Source organism: Sphingomonas sp. Leaf339, assembly GCF_001426195.1.
Taxonomy (GTDB): Bacteria; Pseudomonadota; Alphaproteobacteria; order Sphingomonadales; family Sphingomonadaceae; genus Sphingomonas.
In genome coordinates this window covers 949,024-967,333 of the sequence record NZ_LMRS01000001.1, presented here as the reverse complement: position 1 = coordinate 967,333, position 18,310 = coordinate 949,024, and the positions used below count along the sequence as shown (strand labels likewise).

General features: G+C 61.0%; 19 protein-coding genes. All 19 read right to left on the bottom strand.

Features of this window, described 5'->3' with window-relative positions; translation table 11 throughout:
* Positions 1-7: 7 nt before the first annotated feature.
* Positions 8-727, bottom strand: a complete 720-nt coding sequence (locus ASG67_RS04595) for a biotin--[acetyl-CoA-carboxylase] ligase (RefSeq protein ID WP_082543280.1) — start codon at positions 725-727, stop codon at positions 8-10.
* Between the two features lie 7 nt (positions 728-734).
* Positions 735-2,183 (bottom strand): NADH-quinone oxidoreductase subunit NuoN, encoded by a 1,449-nt coding sequence (gene nuoN / locus ASG67_RS04590; protein WP_056525770.1) that lies wholly within the window; start codon positions 2,181-2,183, stop codon positions 735-737.
* A complete protein-coding gene (locus ASG67_RS04585) occupies positions 2,183-3,730 on the bottom strand; it encodes an NADH-quinone oxidoreductase subunit M (protein ID WP_056525767.1) in 1,548 nt (515 codons plus the stop codon). The genes nuoN and ASG67_RS04585 overlap by 1 nt, the downstream gene beginning before the upstream one ends.
* 7 nt (positions 3,731-3,737) lie before the next feature.
* Positions 3,738-5,804 carry an NADH-quinone oxidoreductase subunit L gene (gene nuoL / locus ASG67_RS04580; protein ID WP_056525764.1) on the bottom strand — a complete coding sequence of 689 codons (2,067 nt, stop codon included), beginning with the start codon at positions 5,802-5,804 and terminating at the stop codon, positions 3,738-3,740.
* 4 nt (positions 5,805-5,808) lie between these two features.
* Positions 5,809-6,114, bottom strand: a complete 306-nt coding sequence (gene nuoK, locus ASG67_RS04575; protein ID WP_056525761.1) for an NADH-quinone oxidoreductase subunit NuoK — start codon at positions 6,112-6,114, stop codon at positions 5,809-5,811.
* Positions 6,111-6,722: an NADH-quinone oxidoreductase subunit J gene (locus ASG67_RS04570; RefSeq protein WP_056525758.1), complete on the bottom strand. Its 612-nt coding sequence runs from the start codon at positions 6,720-6,722 to the stop codon at positions 6,111-6,113. The genes nuoK and ASG67_RS04570 overlap by 4 nt, the downstream gene beginning before the upstream one ends.
* Positions 6,723-6,768: 46 nt before the next feature.
* Complete coding sequence (gene nuoI / locus ASG67_RS04565; RefSeq protein ID WP_056525755.1) at positions 6,769-7,254, bottom strand: NADH-quinone oxidoreductase subunit NuoI; 486 nt, start codon at positions 7,252-7,254, stop codon at positions 6,769-6,771.
* On the bottom strand, positions 7,251-8,306 hold the full coding sequence (gene nuoH / locus ASG67_RS04560; RefSeq protein ID WP_056525753.1) for an NADH-quinone oxidoreductase subunit NuoH: 1,056 nt from the start codon (positions 8,304-8,306) through the stop codon (positions 7,251-7,253). The genes nuoI and nuoH overlap by 4 nt, the downstream gene beginning before the upstream one ends.
* Positions 8,303-10,297 carry an NADH-quinone oxidoreductase subunit NuoG gene (nuoG, locus tag ASG67_RS04555; RefSeq protein WP_056525751.1) on the bottom strand — a complete coding sequence of 665 codons (1,995 nt, stop codon included), beginning with the start codon at positions 10,295-10,297 and terminating at the stop codon, positions 8,303-8,305. The genes nuoH and nuoG overlap by 4 nt, the downstream gene beginning before the upstream one ends.
* Before the next feature lie 3 nt (positions 10,298-10,300).
* The gene (locus ASG67_RS18725) at positions 10,301-10,987 is read right to left on the bottom strand and encodes a hypothetical protein (RefSeq protein WP_156460627.1); all 687 of its coding nucleotides are present in this window, start codon (positions 10,985-10,987) and stop codon (positions 10,301-10,303) included.
* Positions 10,984-12,285, bottom strand: coding sequence for an NADH-quinone oxidoreductase subunit NuoF (nuoF, locus tag ASG67_RS04550; RefSeq protein WP_056525748.1), 1,302 nt, complete (start codon positions 12,283-12,285; stop codon positions 10,984-10,986). The genes ASG67_RS18725 and nuoF overlap by 4 nt, the downstream gene beginning before the upstream one ends.
* Positions 12,285-12,953 carry a complex I 24 kDa subunit family protein gene (locus ASG67_RS04545; protein ID WP_056525745.1) on the bottom strand — a complete coding sequence of 223 codons (669 nt, stop codon included), beginning with the start codon at positions 12,951-12,953 and terminating at the stop codon, positions 12,285-12,287. The genes nuoF and ASG67_RS04545 overlap by 1 nt, the downstream gene beginning before the upstream one ends.
* Positions 12,953-14,167, bottom strand: coding sequence for an NADH-quinone oxidoreductase subunit D (locus ASG67_RS04540; RefSeq protein WP_056526547.1), 1,215 nt, complete (start codon positions 14,165-14,167; stop codon positions 12,953-12,955). The genes ASG67_RS04545 and ASG67_RS04540 overlap by 1 nt, the downstream gene beginning before the upstream one ends.
* Before the next feature lie 56 nt (positions 14,168-14,223).
* Positions 14,224-15,069, bottom strand: a complete 846-nt coding sequence (locus ASG67_RS04535) for an NADH-quinone oxidoreductase subunit C (RefSeq protein WP_056525742.1) — start codon at positions 15,067-15,069, stop codon at positions 14,224-14,226.
* A complete protein-coding gene (locus tag ASG67_RS04530; RefSeq protein WP_056525739.1) occupies positions 15,066-15,620 on the bottom strand; it encodes a NuoB/complex I 20 kDa subunit family protein in 555 nt (184 codons plus the stop codon). Before ASG67_RS04530 ends, ASG67_RS04535 begins: the two co-directional genes overlap by 4 nt.
* 5 nt (positions 15,621-15,625) lie before the next feature.
* The gene (gene ndhC, locus ASG67_RS04525; RefSeq protein WP_056525736.1) at positions 15,626-16,000 is read right to left on the bottom strand and encodes an NADH-quinone oxidoreductase subunit A; all 375 of its coding nucleotides are present in this window, start codon (positions 15,998-16,000) and stop codon (positions 15,626-15,628) included.
* A gap of 149 nt (positions 16,001-16,149) precedes the next feature.
* Entirely contained in the window at positions 16,150-16,962 is an 813-nt protein-coding gene (locus ASG67_RS04520) for an inositol monophosphatase family protein (RefSeq protein WP_056525733.1), read from the bottom strand.
* Between the two features lie 160 nt (positions 16,963-17,122).
* Positions 17,123-17,686: an elongation factor P gene (gene efp / locus ASG67_RS04515; RefSeq protein ID WP_056525730.1), complete on the bottom strand. Its 564-nt coding sequence runs from the start codon at positions 17,684-17,686 to the stop codon at positions 17,123-17,125.
* Between the two features lie 33 nt (positions 17,687-17,719).
* On the bottom strand, positions 17,720-18,310 hold the full coding sequence (locus tag ASG67_RS19345) for a M23 family metallopeptidase (RefSeq protein WP_056525727.1): 591 nt from the start codon (positions 18,308-18,310) through the stop codon (positions 17,720-17,722).

Here is an 18,310-nt window from a genome sequence, read left to right as displayed (position 1 = left end):
GGGAACCTCAGATCAGGAAGATGTCGGCTGCGTGGATGACACGCCGCTCGCCACCCGCCAAGCGGAGGATCAACGCACCGCCGGCGTCAAGACCGTCGAACAGTCCGTCGATCGCGGTACTATCGGGTAATCGAGCGGTCAGGGCGGTGCCAGGCGGATGCGCGCGTTCCAGCCAGCGCGTCCGCACGGTCGCCAGCCCCTCACAACGCCAGCGCCCGACCCAGCGGGCCGTCGCCTCGGCAAGCACGTCCAGAAAATCTGCTGGTGTGACCGCCATACCTTGCGCGACCAGACTCGTCGTCGGCCGATCGGGTAAATCAGGGTGGTGCATTAGATTGACGCCGATACCGATCACCACCGCCTCGTCCGCTCGTTCCAGCAGGATGCCGCTGACCTTGGCGCCGTCCAACAACAGGTCGTTCGGCCATTTCAGTCGCCAGCCGCCGTCAATCCCCAAGAAGGTATCCACCGCCTCGTTCAGCGCCACCGCCGCGACGAGCGCCAATGTCGCAGCCGGCGGATCGTTCGGTCGCAGCCGGACCAGATTGCTAGCGTAGAGATTGCCCTCGGGTGAGGCCCATGTTCGTCCGTGCCTGCCGCGCCCGGCAGTTTGCATTTCAGCGCGCAACCACACCCCATCCGCCGCACCGTTCCGCGCCCATGCGGCCATGTCCGCATTGGTCGACCCCGTCGAGGCAACGGTGCGGATAACCGTTTGGCCCGACATTCCTAGATCAGAACAGCGCGCGTGCTGCCGCGATGCTCCATGCGCCCAACAAAGGGATCGTCAGGTAACCGAGCGGAGACACGATGACCGCCGCGACGGCGATTAGGCCGCCCTGCAACGGACCCTCATCGCCCTTGACGAAAGCAGGAGCCGGATCGTCGAAGTACATCGTCTTCACCACCCGCAAATAATAGTAAGCACCGATCGTCGATGCCGCGATGCCGACTGCCGCCAGCGGGAACAGGCCAGCCTTCACCGCCGCATCGAACACCGCGAACTTGGCGTAGAAGCCAAAAAGAGGAGGAATGCCGGCTAGTGAGAACATGAACATCGCCATCGCCGCCGCCAACGCTGGTCGGGTCCGCGACATGCCCGACAGGCTGACGATGCTCTCCACCGGCTGACCATCGGGATCACGCATCTGCAATACGACCAGAAAGCTGCCCAGGGTCATCGCGACATAGATCGCAAGATAGGTAAGTACGCCGGCCACACCCTCCGGTGTACCTGCCGCCAGACCGATTAATGCAAAACCGACATTGTTGATCGAGGAATAGGCAAGCAGACGCTTGATGTTACTCTGGCCGATGGCGGCAACCGCGCCGAGCAGGATGGATGCCAGCGCCGCGAAGATAACGATCTGGCGCCACTGATCGAGCGCCGGACCCATCGCCTCTATAGCCACCCGTACACCAAGACCGATAGCTGCGACCTTGGGCGCAGACGCGAAGAACGCAGTGACCGGGGTCGGTGCGCCCTCGTACACGTCGGGCGTCCACATATGGAATGGAACAGCCGATATCTTGAACGCTATACCGGCAAAGATGAACACCAGCCCAAACAACAACCCCATCGACCGACCGGCACCATAGGCATCGGCGATCGCGTCGAACTGCGTCGTGCCAGAGAAGCCGTAAACCAAACTGATTCCGTACAGAAGAATGCCGCTTGCGAGGGCACCCAGCACAAAATATTTCAGGCCCGCTTCCGCCGACCGCGCATCGCGACGCATGAAGCTCGCCAACACATAGGCCGACAGGCTCTGCAGTTCGAGACCGACATAGAGCGTCAGCAGGTCAGCGGCCGACACCATCATACCCATGCCGGCTGCGGATAACAGCAGCAGCACCGGATATTCAGGTCTCAAATCATCACCAGACGTTCGCTGGAAAAATCCCGGCGCCATCAGGATCGCAACCGCCGTCGCGATGTAGATCAGTATCTTGGTAAAGGTGGAGAACGCGTCTGCCCGGTACAGGCCGTCGAACGCCACCCCACCTGATCCGGCCGGACCGATGAGAGCTACCGCGGCGCCGAACAGCACAGCGACAGCAGCCCATGACACCGCACGGGTCGATCCAGGACCACCCCAGGCCGACACCAGCATCAAGGCGACCGCTCCCAATCCCAATACGAGTTCGGGCAGCGTCATCGCCAGATTGGCGGCGTAATCCATTAGTGCGCCTCCCCGGGCGTCTCGTGATGCTCTGGAACGTGCGCCGCGGCGGCAGCCGGATTGCCCGCAGTTGGTCGTGAATCGCTTAATGGCGTCGCCCGGTCGATCCGCTGCAACAGGACTGCGACGTCTTTCCGCATCGGTGCCATGAAGCTCTCAGGGTAGACACCCATCCACAACACGACCGCAGCGATCGGTGCGAGCAACCACAACTCGCGAGTGGATAGATCGGACATACCCCGAACTTCCTCCGACGTAATCTCGCCGTACGCGATACGCCGGTACAGATAGAGCATGTACGCCGCACCCAGAATGATTCCGGTCGTGCACAACAGCGCGGTCCAGGTCGAAATCTGATACGCCCCCATCAACGCCAAGAATTCGGCTACGAAGCCGCTGGTGCCGGGAAGACCGATCGATGCCATCGTGAAGAACAGGAACATTATCGCATAGCGCGGCATGTTGATGCTGAGGCCGCCATAGCGAGCGATCTCGCGCGTATGCAGCCGATCGTAGATCACGCCGACGCACAAAAACAATGCGCCCGACACCAAGCCATGGCTCAGCATCATGATCATCGCGCCCTCGATACCCTGCCGGTTGAAAGCAAACAGGCCGATCGTCACGATCGCCATATGCGCGACCGACGAATAGGCGATCAGCTTCTTCATGTCGGCCTGAACCAACGCAACGAGCGAGGTGTAAATCACCGCCACCGCCGACAGAGCGAAGATCAACCACGCCAACTGCCCGGATGCTTCCGGAAACATCGGCAAGCTGAAGCGCAGGAATCCGTAACCGCCCAACTTCAACAGCACGCCTGCCAGAATGACCGAACCCGCCGTCGGCGCCTGCACGTGAGCATCGGGCAACCAGGTGTGGACCGGCCACATCGGCATCTTCACCGCGAATGACGCGAAGAAGGCCAGCCACAACCAGGTCTGCACATCAGCCGGGAAATCATAAGCCTGCAACGCCGGGATGCTCGACGTCCCCGCCGTCCCTGCCATGTACAACATCGCGACAAGCATCAGCAGCGAGCCGAGCAGCGTATACAAAAAGAATTTGTACGACGCATAAATCCGGTTCGCGCCACCCCAGATACCGATGATGAGATACATCGGGATCAGGCCAGCTTCGAAGAACAGATAGAACAGGAACAGGTCTTGCGCCGCGAAGGTGCCGATCATGAGCACCTCGGTCAACAGGAATGCCGCCATATATTCCGGCACTCGGTGGGTAACCGAACGCCAGCTGGCGCCAATGCAGATCGGCATCAGGAACACGCTGAGCATGATGAGCAGCAGCGCGAAGCCGTCGATACCCAAATCCCACCCGAAGAAGCCTAGCCGAACACCCTGCTCGACGAACTGCCACTGCGCTCCCCCGATATCGAACTGGGTCCAAAGCATCGTGCCGAGCGCCAGATCGATGAACGTCGCGATCAGCGCCGTCCAACGCGCAGTATCGGCCGATAGGAACAGGCACGCGATCGCGGCGATGGCTGGGACCGCGAGCATGACGGAAAGTATAGGAAAGCCGTCCATCAGCCGATCAACCTGCAATGGCCCAGGTGACCGCGGCAGTTAGCCCGATCAACATGACGAACGCATAGGAATAGAGATACCCCGACTGAAGCTTAGCCGCCCCGCGCGCGCCCCATTGAACCAACCACGCCGAACCATTTGGCCCGAACCGGTCGATCGTCTGCTCATCACCACGATGCCAGAGCAAACGGCCGATCGCGAATGCGGGACGCACAAAGATAAGATGGTACAGCTCGTCAAAATACCATTTGTGCAGCAAGAACCCGTACAACACCCGGAACTGCGCTGCCATGACGACCGGGAATTCCGTGTTGCGAATATAGGCATACCAAGCGGTAAGCAGCCCCAGCAGCATCGCGATCGTCGCCGACAATTTGATTGCCACCGGTACCTCATGCATCGAATGCATCAGATGCTCGCGAAATGCGATCGCTCCACGCCAAAAACGCTCGCCCGATTCGGGTTCGATGAAATAGCCGTGGAAGACGAACCCCGCAGCGATCGCTCCGATCGACAGGATCACCAGTGGGACCAACATCGGCAAAGGACTCTCGTGCGGATGGTATCCGCCGGTGCCGGTCGATGGATGATGCCCAGCAGAAACGTGACCCTCATGGCTCATGTCATGATCATGCGTCTCGCCATGATCGCCATGGCCATGTGCATCATGCAGTAAATGTTGAATGTGCTCGGATTCGGCCCAGCGGGGCTTGCCCCAAAAGGTCAGGAACATGACGCGCCACGAATAAAAACTGGTCAGCCCCGCCACAAGAACTCCAACGAACCAGACTCCCGGCTGCCCGGCTGCCCAACCCGCTTCAATGATCGCGTCCTTCGAATGGAAGCCGGCGAAACCGATCCCGAGCGGGTTGCCGAACACGGCGGGAAGACCGACGCCAGTGATCGCCAACGTACCCATCATCATCGCCCAGAATGTCACCGGGATCTCTTTCCGCAGCCCGCCATAATAGCGCATGTCCTGCTCATGGTGCATCGCATGGATTACCGAGCCTGCACCCAAGAACAACAGCGCCTTGAAAAAAGCGTGCGTGAAGAGGTGGAACATCGCGGCGCCATACGCCCCGACGCCCGCCGCGAAGAACATGTAGCCGAGTTGCGAGCAGGTCGAATACGCGATCACTCGCTTGATGTCCGTCTGCACCAACCCGCAGGTGGCCGCGAACAAGCACGTTGCGGCACCGACGAAGCGCACGACGTCGAGCGCAACAGGTGCGATCTCGAACATCGGCGAAAGGCGGCACACCATAAACACGCCGGCAGTGACCATCGTCGCGGCATGAATCAGCGCCGACACCGGCGTTGGTCCCTCCATCGCATCCGGCAGCCACGTATGTAGCCCGAGCTGTGCCGACTTCCCCATCGCTCCAACGAACAACAGCAGGCACAGAATTGTCATCGTATCGAACCGATGGCCAAGGAAGCCAATGGTTGATCCAGCCATGCCTGGTGCCGCCGCCAGGATATCAGGGATCGAGACTGTGCCAAAAACCAAGAATGTGCCGAAGATGCCCAGCATAAAACCGAGATCACCGACGCGGTTGACCACAAACGCTTTGATCGCCGCAGCATTGGCGGACGGCTTGCGGAACCAAAAACCGATCAACAGGTACGACGCCAGACCGACGCCCTCCCAACCGAAAAACATCTGCACCAGGCTGTCTGCCGTCACGAGCATCAGCATCGCGAACGTGAACAGGGATAAATAGGCAAAGAACCGCGGCTGATCGGGGTCCTCGCTCATATAGCCCCAGCTATAGAGGTGGACGAGAGCAGAGACGCTGGTGATGACGACCAGCATCACCGCGGTCAGCGCATCAACGCGAAGTGCCCAATCGACGCTCATATTGCCAGACACGATCCATGTCAGGACCGGCGTCACGCTGGCGGTCGAGGACCCCGACAGAAAGCCGATGAAGACCGGCCATGACAGCGCGCACGACACGAACAGCGCGCCCGTGGTCAGAAGCTTCGTCGGCAGGAAGCCAAGCGCTTTATTGCCCAGCCCCGCGATCGCCGCAGCAAGCAGCGGCAAGAAGACGATCAGAAGGATCAACCGTTTATCCCTTCATCCGGTTGACGTCGTCGACCGCGATAGTGCCGCGGCCACGGAAATAGATCACAAGAATCGCGAGCCCGATCGCAGCTTCGCCAGCGGCGACGGTCAACACGAACATCGCAAACACCTGCCCGACCAGATCACCGAGATAGGACGAAAAGGCGACGAAATTGATGTTCACCGCCAGCAGGATCAGTTCGATCGCCATCAAGATGACGATCAGGTTCTTGCGGTTCACAAAGATGCCCAACACCCCCATGGTGAACAGGATCGCCGAGACGACCAGATAATGGACCATCCCGATCACAACTGCACCCCCTGCCCGACGGGCGGTTGGACATTGCGGGTCGCATCCTGCGGCCGACGCGCGTTCTGGCGCGCGACGTTCTGGAAGCGCGAACCCGACCGCTCACGATGGGTCAACACGATCGCACCGATCATCGCGACGAGCAGAACGAAGCCTGCTGCTTCGAAGATAAAGACATACCGCGTATACAACAGCGTGCCGATCGCCTGAATGTTGGGCGTCACCGGATCAATTGGCGCCGCGCGGCGCGTCAGGTCGATCTTACCGGCGCTCCATGCACCCACCGCGATCATCACTTCGGCCGCCAGCGCCACCGCGACGGCCAGCCCGATACCCGCATATCGCGCGACACCTGCTCGCATTTCGGCGAAATCGATGTCGAGCATCATCACCACGAACAGGAAAAGCACGGCGACCGCACCGACATAAACGATCACCAGTAGCATCGCGATGAACTCCGCGCCGACAAGCACCATTAGGCCTGCCGCGTTGAAGAACGCCAGAATCAACCACATGACCGAATGCACCGGGTTGCGCGACGCGATCGTCAACGCACCCGACAGAATCACCACGAAGGCGAACAAATAAAAGGCGATTGCCTGGATCACTCGGTTAGGCCCCCTTGCCTACCGCTGGAACGAACGAGGGCGCGCATTAACGGTACGGCGCGTCGGCGGCAAGGTTTGCTGCAAGCGTGCGCTCCCAACGATCGCCATTATCGAGCAGCTTGGATTTGTCGTAGATCAGTTCTTCCCGCGTTTCGGTCGAATATTCGTAATTCGGTCCCTCGACGATGGCGTCCACTGGGCACGCTTCCTGACACAGGCCGCAAAAGATGCACTTGGTCATGTCGATATCGTAACGCGTGGTGCGACGGCTGCCGTCGTCACGCGGCTCAGCCTCGATCGTAATTGCCTGCGCCGGGCAAACCGCCTCGCACAGCTTGCACGCGATGCATCGCTCCTCACCATTTGGGTAGCGGCGCAGGGCATGCTCACCACGGAAACGGGCGCTGACTGGATTGCGCTCGTACGGATAGTTGATCGTCGCCTTCGCCTTGAAGAAGTATCGCAGCGTCAGCGCATGCGCCTTAACGAACTCCCACAGCGTAAACGACTTGATGATCTGCGCGACACTCATGACCCGAATCCTACGCGCATCCACATGAGGACACCCGACACGAGGAAAACCCAGAACAGCGACACGGGCAGGAAGATCTTCCAGCCTAGCCGCATCAGTTGGTCATAGCGGTACCGTGGCACGGTCGCCTTGATCCAGCTGAACACGAAGAAAAAGAACATCATCTTGGCGAACAGCCAGATGATTCCTGGCACGGCATAGAGCGGCGCCCAGTCGAGCGGCGGCAACCAGCCGCCCCAGAACAGCGTCGCGTTCAGCACGCACATCAGGATGACGTTGGCGTATTCCCCCAACCAGTAGAGCGCGAAGCTCATCGACGAATATTCGGTCTGATATCCAGCGACCAGTTCCGATTCCGCTTCGGTCAGATCGAACGGCGCGCGCTGCGTTTCGGCCAATGACGAGATCAGAAACATGATCGCCATCGGAAACAGCAGCGGGTTGAGGAAGAAGCCGTTGATCGGCGTGTTCAGCACGCCCTTCTGCGCCAGCACAATGCCACTGAGGTTGAACGTTCCCGACCACAAGACAACTGAGATCAGGATGAAGCCAATCGCCACTTCATAGCTGACCATTTGCGCGGCCGCACGCAGGGCGGAGTAGAAAGGGTATTTGGAATTTGACGCCCAACCCGCAAGGATGATGCCGTACACCCCAAGCGACGACGCCGCGAGCACATACATTAATCCGACATTGATGTCGGCCAGCACGACGCCCGCCTGAAAAGGCACCACCGCCCACACGATCAAGGCGACCGTGAAGGTGATGATCGGCGCGATCAGGAACAGACCCTTGTTCGCCGCCGACGGAATGATCGTTTCCTGCAGGAAAACCTTCAGGCCGTCCGCGAACGACTGCAACAGACCGAAGGGACCGACGACGTTCGGGCCGCGACGCAGCGCCATCGCGGCCCAGATCTTTCGATCGGCATAGATGATCATCGCTACCGCCAGCATCAGCGGCAGGGCAATCGCCAGAATACCGACGATGGTCGCGACGAACCATGCCCAGCCATAAGGGAGGCCGACCGTTGTATTGAAGAAGCTCGTCACTCCGCGGCCTCCGCGAACGTCTCGCCATGGATCAGTTCAGCCGAGCAGCGTTGCATCGTCGGGCTCGCCCGGCAGATGGCATTGGTCAGATAGAAATCCTTGATCGGATACCCCTCCAGCACGCCAAACGCCTTGCCGTCGATCGCCGGCACTGCCCAATCGAACGTGGCCAGTCCCTGCTCGCGCAACGCTGGCACCTCCGCGTACATCGCCTCTCGAACGCCGGCGAAGCTGTCGAACGGCAAGGTCACGCCCATCGTGTCCGACAGCGCGCGGAAGATGCTCCAGTCGTCGCGCGCATCGCCGGGGGCGAACACCGCCCGCTCACCACGCTGGACGCGCCCTTCGAGGTTGACCCACGTGCCCGACTTCTCTGCATAGCTGACACCCGGCAATACGACGTCGGCATGCGCCGCGCCCTTGTCGCCGTGGTGACCGACATAAACCTTGAACCCGCCGAAATGACTGAAATTCACCTCATCGGCGCCGAGGAAGAACGCCAGCTTAGCCTGGGTCAGGTCGGCGATGCCGCCCTTCTGCGCATAGCCCAGCATCAGGCCGCCCATCCGGGAGGCGGCCATGTGAACGACGTTGAAGCCGTTCCAGCCATCCTTCACCAGTCCGAGTGTGTCGACCAGCTTCAAGGCCGCGCCATGCGCACCCTTCAGCGCGGCGCCGCCGACGATGACCATCGGCTTCTTCGCGTTGGCAAAGGTGTCGACGACAACTTCCGGCAGGTCACCCAGCACCGACAGGTCAGCGCCCAGCCATTCCAGTTTATACGTCAGGTCCGTCTCCGGCCCGACGGCAAAAATCTTGGCGCCCTTCTTGATCGCTTTGCGGATGCGCGTGTTCACCAGCGGCGCTTCCCACCGCAGGTTGGTGCCGATCAGCAGGATCGCGTCCGCTTCTTCGGTGCCGGCGATCGTCGTATTGAAATTCACCGCCGCCATGGACGACGTATCGTAATCCATGCCCGTCTGCCGGCCTTCGAGCAGATCGGAGCCCAGCGCGCGGACGAGTGCCTTGGCCGCATACATCGTCTCGCAATCGACCAGATCGCCCGCGATCGCTGCAACGCTGCCGCCGTGATCGACCGCTGCAATCGCAGCGAATGCCTCGTCCCAGGTCGCCGCGACCAGCTTGCCTTCACGCCGAACGAATGGCCGATCGAGCCGCTGGCGCACCAGACCGTCGACGGCATGGCGCGTCTTGTCCGAAGCCCATTCCTCGTTCACGTCCTCGTTGATCCGCGGAACGCAGCGCAGCACTTGCCGACCACGGCTGTCGAGCCGGATGTTGGTGCCGACCGCATCCATCACGTCGATCGTCAGCGTCCGGCGCAACTCCCACGGCCGCGCCTCATACGCGTAGGGCTTCGACGTCAATGCGCCGACCGGGCACAGATCGACCACGTTGCCGCTCAGTTCGCTCGTCACCGCTTCTTCGAGATAGCTGGTGATCTGCATGTTCTCGCCGCGGTAGATCGCACCGATCTCCTCCACGCCCGCGACTTCCTCCGCAAAGCGGATGCAGCGCGTGCACTGGATGCAGCGGGTCATGATCGTCTTCACGATCGGACCCATATATTTTTCGGTAACCGCACGCTTGTTCTCGTCGTAACGAGACGCACCGCGACCATAGGCGACCGACTGGTCCTGCAGATCACACTCGCCACCCTGATCGCAGATCGGGCAATCGAGCGGATGATTGATGAGCAGGAATTCCATGATGCCCTCACGGGCATGCTTGACCATCGGCGTAGTCGTGAAGACTTCCTGATTGTCCGCAGCCGGCAAGGCGCAGGATGCCTGCGGCTTCGGCGGACCGGGCTTCACCTCAACCAAGCACATGCGGCAATTGCCGGCGATCGACAGTCGCTCGTGATAGCAGAACCGCGGGATTTCCTTCCCCGCCGCTTCACATGCCTGAAGGACCGTGGCGCCGGCCGGCACCTCAACCTCGATCCCGTCTACTTTCAGCTTGGGCATCGCCTAATTCTTTCTTTCGGCAGCGATCGAGGGCTTAGCCCCTCGGTACAATACCTCGGCAAGTGCGCCTTTTATTACCGCGCGGTTTAATCCGATTTTCTGGTCAGCCGTAACACAAGGGCCGAGCGAAGGCGTCAAGTTCGTTAACGCAGCGGACTCTTCCGCGCCAACCACCGGAGCCACCACAAAACGTTTTGCCGCAGCCCGATCTTTTGCAACCACACAATCTGCCAAGTCCATCAGCCACCAATAGACCTGAGACTTTCCTGTGGCCCCCGCAGCCTGCGTCAGATCGTATCCGACCAAAGCTGGCTGGCCAGCCCGACCGGCCTCGCGCCTGCGATATAGCTCGGTAAATATTGCACCGCGCAAAAAGATTTGTTGAAATCGAATTTCACCGCTGTCTAGGCAATCACTATTTGCAAGTTTTATGAGACCAGCGGCTTGGTCCGACTCCGTTGATTCTGCCAGTGCCACCGCAACCTGCCGGCTAGATCGGTCCAGTACACAACTCGCAAACATTTGCATCACCATGCGCCCGCGATCCGCTGCAGTGACATTAGCCGCGTCGGTAATGCGCGCACGATAGGGCACCGTAACATGAGATCCCGTATCGGTTTCCCGCTGCTGTGCTTCCGACGTGCCCAATGCAGACAGAAGCATCAACCCGGAGGCTATTAAACGTTTCACTCCGCCGCCTCCTGCATCGGTGCCACGTCACCCCCGCGCTCAACGATCCGGCGTTCCAATTCTGGCCGGAAATGCTTGATGAGCCCCTGGATCGGCCATGCCGCGGCATCGCCCAGCGCGCAGATCGAATGACCTTCGACCTGCTTGGTCACCTGTTGCAGCATGTCAATCTCGGACAGCTCGGCGTCACCGGTGCGCAGCCGCTCCATCACGCGCCACATCCAGCCGGTCCCCTCACGACAGGGCGTGCATTGGCCGCAACTTTCGTGCTTATAGAAATAGCTGATGCGACTGATCGCGCGGACGATGTCCGTCGACTTGTCCATGACGATGATCGCCGCGGTGCCGAGGCCCGATCCGACAGCCTTAAGGCCATCGAAATCCATCGCGCAATCCATGATCTGCGCGGCCGGCACCAGCGGCACCGACGATCCGCCAGGGATAACCGCAAGCAGATTGTCCCAGCCGCCGCGGATACCGCCACAATGCGTCTCTATCAGTTCGCGGAAAGAGATCGACATGGCCTCCTCGACAACGCAGGGCTTGTTCACATGTCCGCTGATCTGGAACAGCTTGGTGCCGCGATTGTTCTCCGCGCCGAAGCTGGAAAACCACTCGGCCCCGCGCCGCAGGATCGTCGGTGCGACCGCGATCGATTCGACGTTGTTGACCGTCGTCGGGCAGCCATAAAGGCCGGCGCCGGCTGGGAATGGCGGCTTCAGTCGCGGCTGGCCCTTCTTGCCTTCCAGCGACTCCAGCATAGCGGTTTCTTCGCCGCAAATGTATGCGCCTGCGCCACGATGAACGAAGACGTCGAAGTCATAACCCGAACCACAAGCGTTCTTGCCGATCAGCCTGGCGTCGTACGCCTCGGCCACCGCCGCAAACAACGTCTCGGCTTCGCGGATGTATTCGCCGCGGATATAGATATAGGCCGCCCGCGCACGCATCGCAAAACCGGCGACCAGTGCGCCTTCGATCAGCTTGTGCGGATCGTGGCGGATGATCTCCCGATCCTTGCAGCTGCCAGGCTCAGATTCATCGGCGTTTATGACCAGGAAGTTCGGCCGCTCCGCCTTCGGCTCCTTGGGCATGAACGACCACTTTGTGCCGGTCGGAAAGCCCGCACCACCACGACCGCGCAGGCCCGATGCCTTGACGACGTCGATGATCTTGTCGTTGCCGAGTTCGAGCAGCGCCTTCGTATTGTCCCAATCACCACGCGCACGCGCCGCGTCCAACTTCCATGACTGGAAGCCATAGACGTTGGTGAAGATACGATCCTTATCGGCGAGCATTACGCCCACTCCCCCCGGTAATCGTGGTTCGCATCGACCATCTCGTGCAGCGACGTCGGGCCACCCTCGGGGCAACTCGCACGCCGGCCGATCGTCGAGCCCGCTTCCGGATGCTCGCCCTTGGCCAGCGCCTCCAGCACCGCGACGGTGCGGTCGTAATCAAGGTCTTCGTAATTGTCGTCGTTGATCTGAACCATCGGCGCGTTGGCGCAGGTGCCCAGACATTCGACTTCGGTCAGCGTAAATAGCCCGTCGGGCGTTGTGCCGCCCTTTACCAGACCGCGGTTCTTGCACGCCGCCAACACATCGTCGCTGCCCGCCAGCATGCACGGCGTCGTGCCGCAAACTTGCACGTGATACCGGCCGACCGGTGCCAGATTGAACATCGTGTAGAAGGTCGCGACCTCGTACACACGCATGTACGGCACACCGATCGCGCGGGCGACGAATTCGATTACCGGCACCGGCAACCACCCTTGCGTCTGCGTCTCCGCACCAACCTGACGCTGAGCCAGATCGAGGAACGGGATGGACGCCGACTGCTCGCGACCCTTGGGATAGCGCCCGAGAATCTCGTTTGCCTTGCGCTGGTTTTCCTCGTTCCACGCGAATGCGCCCCAGCGCGCGCGGGTCTGGGCCTCGTCGGGGATATGAACGGCGTCAGCCATCAGCGATCACACTCACCAAAAACGATATCCATCGCGCCTAGGATGGCGGTCGTATCCGCCAGCATGTGGCCGCGGCTCATGAAATCCATTGCCTGCAGATGCGAGAAAGCGGTCGGCCGGATCTTGCAGCGATACGGCTTGTTCGTGCCATCCGCGACCAGGAACACGCCGAACTCTCCCTTGGGACTTTCGGTCGCGACATACACCTCGCCGGCGGGGACGTGAAAGCCCTCGGTGTACAGCTTGAAATGGTGGATCAGCGCTTCCATCGACCGCTTCATCTCTGCGCGCTTGGGCGGCACCACCTTGCGATCGTCGCTGGCAATCGGCCCCTCAGGCATGTCGCGCAGGCACTGCTTCATGATCCGCGCCGACTGGCGAACCTCTTCCACGCGCACCATGAACCGGTCATAGCAATCGCCCCGCGTGCCGACAGGAATGTCGAATTCCATCTTGGCGTACACGTCATAGGGCTGCGACTTGCGTAGATCCCAGGGGATGCCCGATCCGCGGATCATCGGCCCCGAAAAGCCCCAGGCGATCGCGTCGTCGCGACTCACCGTCGCGATATCGACGTTGCGCTGCTTAAAGATGCGGTTGTCGGCGACGAGGCTGATCGCGTCCTCGAACAGACGCGGCAACCGCGTGTCGAGCCAGTCGCCGATATCGGTCAACAGCTTCAACGGCACGTCCTGATGGACGCCGCCGGGCCGCAAGTAATTATGATGCATCCGCGCACCAGACATGCGCTCGAAGAAATTCATGCAGTCTTCGCGGATTTCGAACAGCCACAGGTTCGGCGTCATCGCGCCGACGTCCATCACATGGCTGCCGAGATTGAGCATGTGGTTCGAGATCCGCGTCAGCTCGGCGAAGAACACGCGCAGATACTGCGCCCGCTCCGGCACCTCCAGATCGAGCAGCTTTTCGATCGCCAGCACGAAGCTGTGCTCCATGCACAGCGGCGAGCAGTAATCGAGCCGGTCGAAATACGGCAACGCCTGCATATACGTCTTGTATTCGATCAGCTTCTCGGTGCCGCGATGAAGCAGGCCGATATGCGGATCGATCCGCTCAACGATCTCGCCGTCCAGCTCCATGACGAGCCGCAGCACGCCATGTGCAGCCGGATGCTGGGGCCCGAAGTTTATCGTGTAATTCTGGATCGTCACATCACCGGTCGTCGGATCGGACGGCGTGGTCTGGCCCAGCATCTGGCCGACATGCGGATCGATGGTCGTCGTCACCGGCGCCATGGCGGGAGCGTCACTCACTGGTTCTGCCCTCCCTTCGAGGGAACGACATCTGGATTGGCCGGTTCGGGTTTCGCATCGGGGTTTGGCGCGCCTTTGCCCGTGTCGGCAGTGCTTTCCGCCGTCGTCTTGGCATAAGGCTCGCTTGATGCTTTGGCCGTCTGCGACTGGCTTTGCATCGCGTCCGCCTTGACGATCGTGTCGGCCGATAACGGGGTCTGCGCTCCCTTGGCCTGCGGCATCGCCGCCTTCTCGTCGCCGGGCAACGTGTAACCGGCGCCTTCCCACGGGCTTAGGAAGTCGAACGTCCGGAAATCCTGCGCCAGCGACACCGGCTGATAAACCACCCGCTTTTCCTCCTCGGAATAGCGCAGCTCTGTATAGCCTGTCATCGGGAAGTCCTTGCGCAGCGGATGGCCACGAAATCCGTAGTCGGTCAGGATACGACGAAGGTCCTGATTGCCCGAGAACAATACGCCGTACAGATCATAGACCTCACGCTCCAGCCAGCCGGCAACCGGCCAAAGCCCGGTGACGGAGGGGATCGCATGTTCCTCATCGGTCGCGACATGCACCTGCAGGCGATGGTTCCGGGTCAACGACAAAAGATTGTAGACGACGTCGAACCGCTCGGCCCGCTGCGGGTAATCGACGCCGGCGATCTCCATCAGCTGCTGATATTCCAGCCCCGGCGCATCGCGCAGTGCGCGCATCGCCTCGACCAGTCCGTCGGGGTGGACATACAGCTGCACCTCACCGACCCGCACCCAGGCATCGGCCAGTGAAGCGCCGATTACCTCACGCGCCGTATCGATCGTCGACTCGTTCAGATCGGCGGCATAGGCCGGCGCCGGCGCCCTCACCGTTCGATGCTCCCGCTGCGGCGAATCTTCCGCTGCAATTGCATAATGCCGTACAACAGCGCCTCGGCAGTCGGCGGGCAGCCCGGCACATAGATATCGACCGGCACGATCCGATCGCACCCGCGCACCACCGAATAGCTGTAGTGATAATAGCCACCGCCATTGGCGCAGCTACCCATGGAGATCACGTATTTCGGTTCCGACATCTGGTCGTAGACGCGGCGAAGCGCCGGGGCCATCTTGTTGCAGAGCGTGCCCGCGACGATCATCACGTCCGACTGGCGCGGAGAAGCCCGTGGCGCCGCCCCGAAGCGCTCCAGATCGTATCGCGGCATGTTGACGTGGATCATCTCGACCGCACAGCAGGCGAGGCCAAACGTCATCCACCACAGGCTGCCGGTGCGCGCCCATTGGAAGAGCTCCTCGGTCGAAGTGACCAGGAACCCCTTGTCCGTCAGTTCGCCGTTCAGACTGTCGAAGAATCCCTGATCGGGCTGCACCAGACTGCTGGCGCCTGCCGCGACCGGCAGTTCGACCGGACCGGCGTGCATATCGACTACTCCCAATCCAACGCTCCCTTCTTCCACGCATAGACGAGGCCGAGAGCCAGTTCGCCGATAAAGATCATCATTGAAATCCACGCCGTCCAGCCGATGCTGAACACGCTGACCGCCCATGGATAGATGAATGCCGCTTCCAGATCGAAGATGATGAAAAGGATCGCGACCAGATAGAAGCGCACGTCATACTGGCTGCGCGGGTCCTCGAACGCGGGGAACCCGCATTCATATTCGGCGAGCTTCTGCTCATTGGGCTTGTGAGAGCCCGTGAGCCGCCCGACCGCCATGGGCAGGAACACGAACATGCTCGAAAGCAGAATCGCGACGCCCAGGAACAGCAGGATCGGCAGATATTGCGATAGGTCGACCAATGGGTTTCTCGCAAGTGCGAAGGGACGCAGATGGCTTTAGGCCGGTCGGCATGACCGGGCAAGGCATCGAAAGTGTGAGAATAACTCGCAATTAGGGCGATGTTATCCTGGGTTGCGATCAATACAGCAAAGCTGCCGCCTCTATCGCTCTACCGCAGCGAACCAGCGACGAGCTTGTGCAGTTTCGAATGCAGGGCATCGTTCGCGGCAAGGAACTCGTTGCGCTCCAGCGGACGGTCGCCGCCACGATAATCGCTGACGAAACCGCCGGCTTCCTTCACCAGCAACATTCCGGCCGCCACGTCCCATGGCTGCAGGTCCGATTCCCAGAAACCATCGAATCGCCCCGCTGCTACCCAAGCCAGATCGAGCGCCGCCGCGCCCAGCCGGCGGATACCCGCCACCTGCGGCGCCACCGCGCCGAAGATGCGGCTCCACTGCGCGAAATCACCATGGCCCATGAACGGGATGCCGGTGGCGATCAGCGCCTCCGACAGATCACGTCGCGACGACACGCGCAGCCGCTGGTCGGTATTCCAGGCGCCTCGACCCTTTTCGGCCCAAAAGCTCTCGTCGGTCAACGGCTGATAGACGAGCGCGGTCGTGATCTCGCGCTTGCCGTTCGGCATCGGCTCTTCGACCGCGATCGAGATGCAGAAATGCGGGATGCCGTGGAGAAAGTTCGATGTGCCATCCAACGGATCGACGATGAAGCGCGGCTTGTCGGGATCGCCCGCCACCTCGCCGCGCTCTTCCATCAGGAAACCCCAGTCCGGGCGGGCGCGCGACAATTCCTCGTAGATCGTCTGCTCGGCGCGCTGGTCGGCTTGGCTGACGAAATCGGCCGGCCCCTTGCGGCTAACCTGCAACTGCTGGACCTCGTTGAAGTCACGACGCAGGCGCGGCGCCGCTTTGCGGGCGGCGCGCTCGATGATGGTGAAGAGGCCGGAATGGGATGGCATATCTGTTACTTTCTCCCTCTCCCCTTCAGGGGAGAGGATCGGAGAGAGGGGCAATTTCGGCCCGCCACGGGCAAAGCCCGTGCCGTCGGTCGAGCGGCGCTCGCCGGCCGGGCTGGCAGACGGAATGAATAGCTACGCTATCCTTCCCTCCCGCTCAGCCTCAATCCGCACGTCGCACATAAGTCTGCTCATACACATCGACCACGATCCGCGTGCCCGCGCCGATATGCGGCGGCACCATTATACGGACGCCATTATCGAGAATCGCGGGCTTGTAGCTGGACGAGGCGGTCTGCCCCTTCACCACGGCGTCGGCCTCGACAATGGTAGCCTCGATCGTCGAGGGCAGTTCTACCGAAATCGGCCGTTCGTCGTATAATTCCAGTACCACGTCCATGCCGTCCTGCAGAAACGCCGCCGCGTCGCCCAGGATGCCGGCATCTAGCGTGATCTGCTCGTAATTGTCCTTGTCCATGAAGGTCAGCGCTTCGCCATCCTTGAACAGGAACTGGAAATCCTTGGTGTCGAGGCGCACCCGCTCGACCGTCTCGGCAGAACGGAAACGGACATTGTTCTTGCGGCCGTCGATCAGGTTCTTCATCTCGACTTGCATGTACGCGCCACCCTTGCCGGGCTGGGTGTGCTGAATCTTGACCGCGCGCCAGATGCCGCCTTCATACTCGATGATGTTGCCGGGACGGATGTCCACGCCGCTGATCTTCATGACTGTACCTGCTGGAAAGAGCGAGCGGGCGACTTAGCGATGTGCGGCCGTTCCGGCAAGCAGGGGGTATGGATTCACGTCTTCGCCCTGCCACCATCCCTCACCACCATGCATCCGCTGAACCCCGAAATGTAGGTGGTAATTGCCCGCCCCCGCGTCGCCCGTATCGCCGACATAGGCGATCTGCTCGCCCGTCTTCACCACCTGTCCCTCATGCAGACCGGGAACATAGCCGGCCAGATGCGCATAATAATGGATCCAGCGCCCGTCAGCGGATCGGACATAGATGGTCGTGCCGCCCAGACCGCTTTGGAACAGCTTCTCGACTATTCCGTCCGCCGCCGCCACTACCGGCGTGCCGCGCGGCGCCATGATGTCGGTTCCATGATGCCCGCGCGTGCCGCCGCCCCGCGCATCGCCCCAGGTGTCCGTCACCGCATCGCGGGCCACCCCCGCCACCGGCATCGCCAAGATTCCTGGTGATGGGCGAGCGAAGGATGGCAGCGCCCGCCGCACCCGATCGCGAAAACCTCCTTCGGGCGCCGATGAGAACGACAGCATGGACAAGAACAGGCCCATCACGACCAGAATGACGGTCAGGATGCCCCAGCCCAGTTTCGTCAT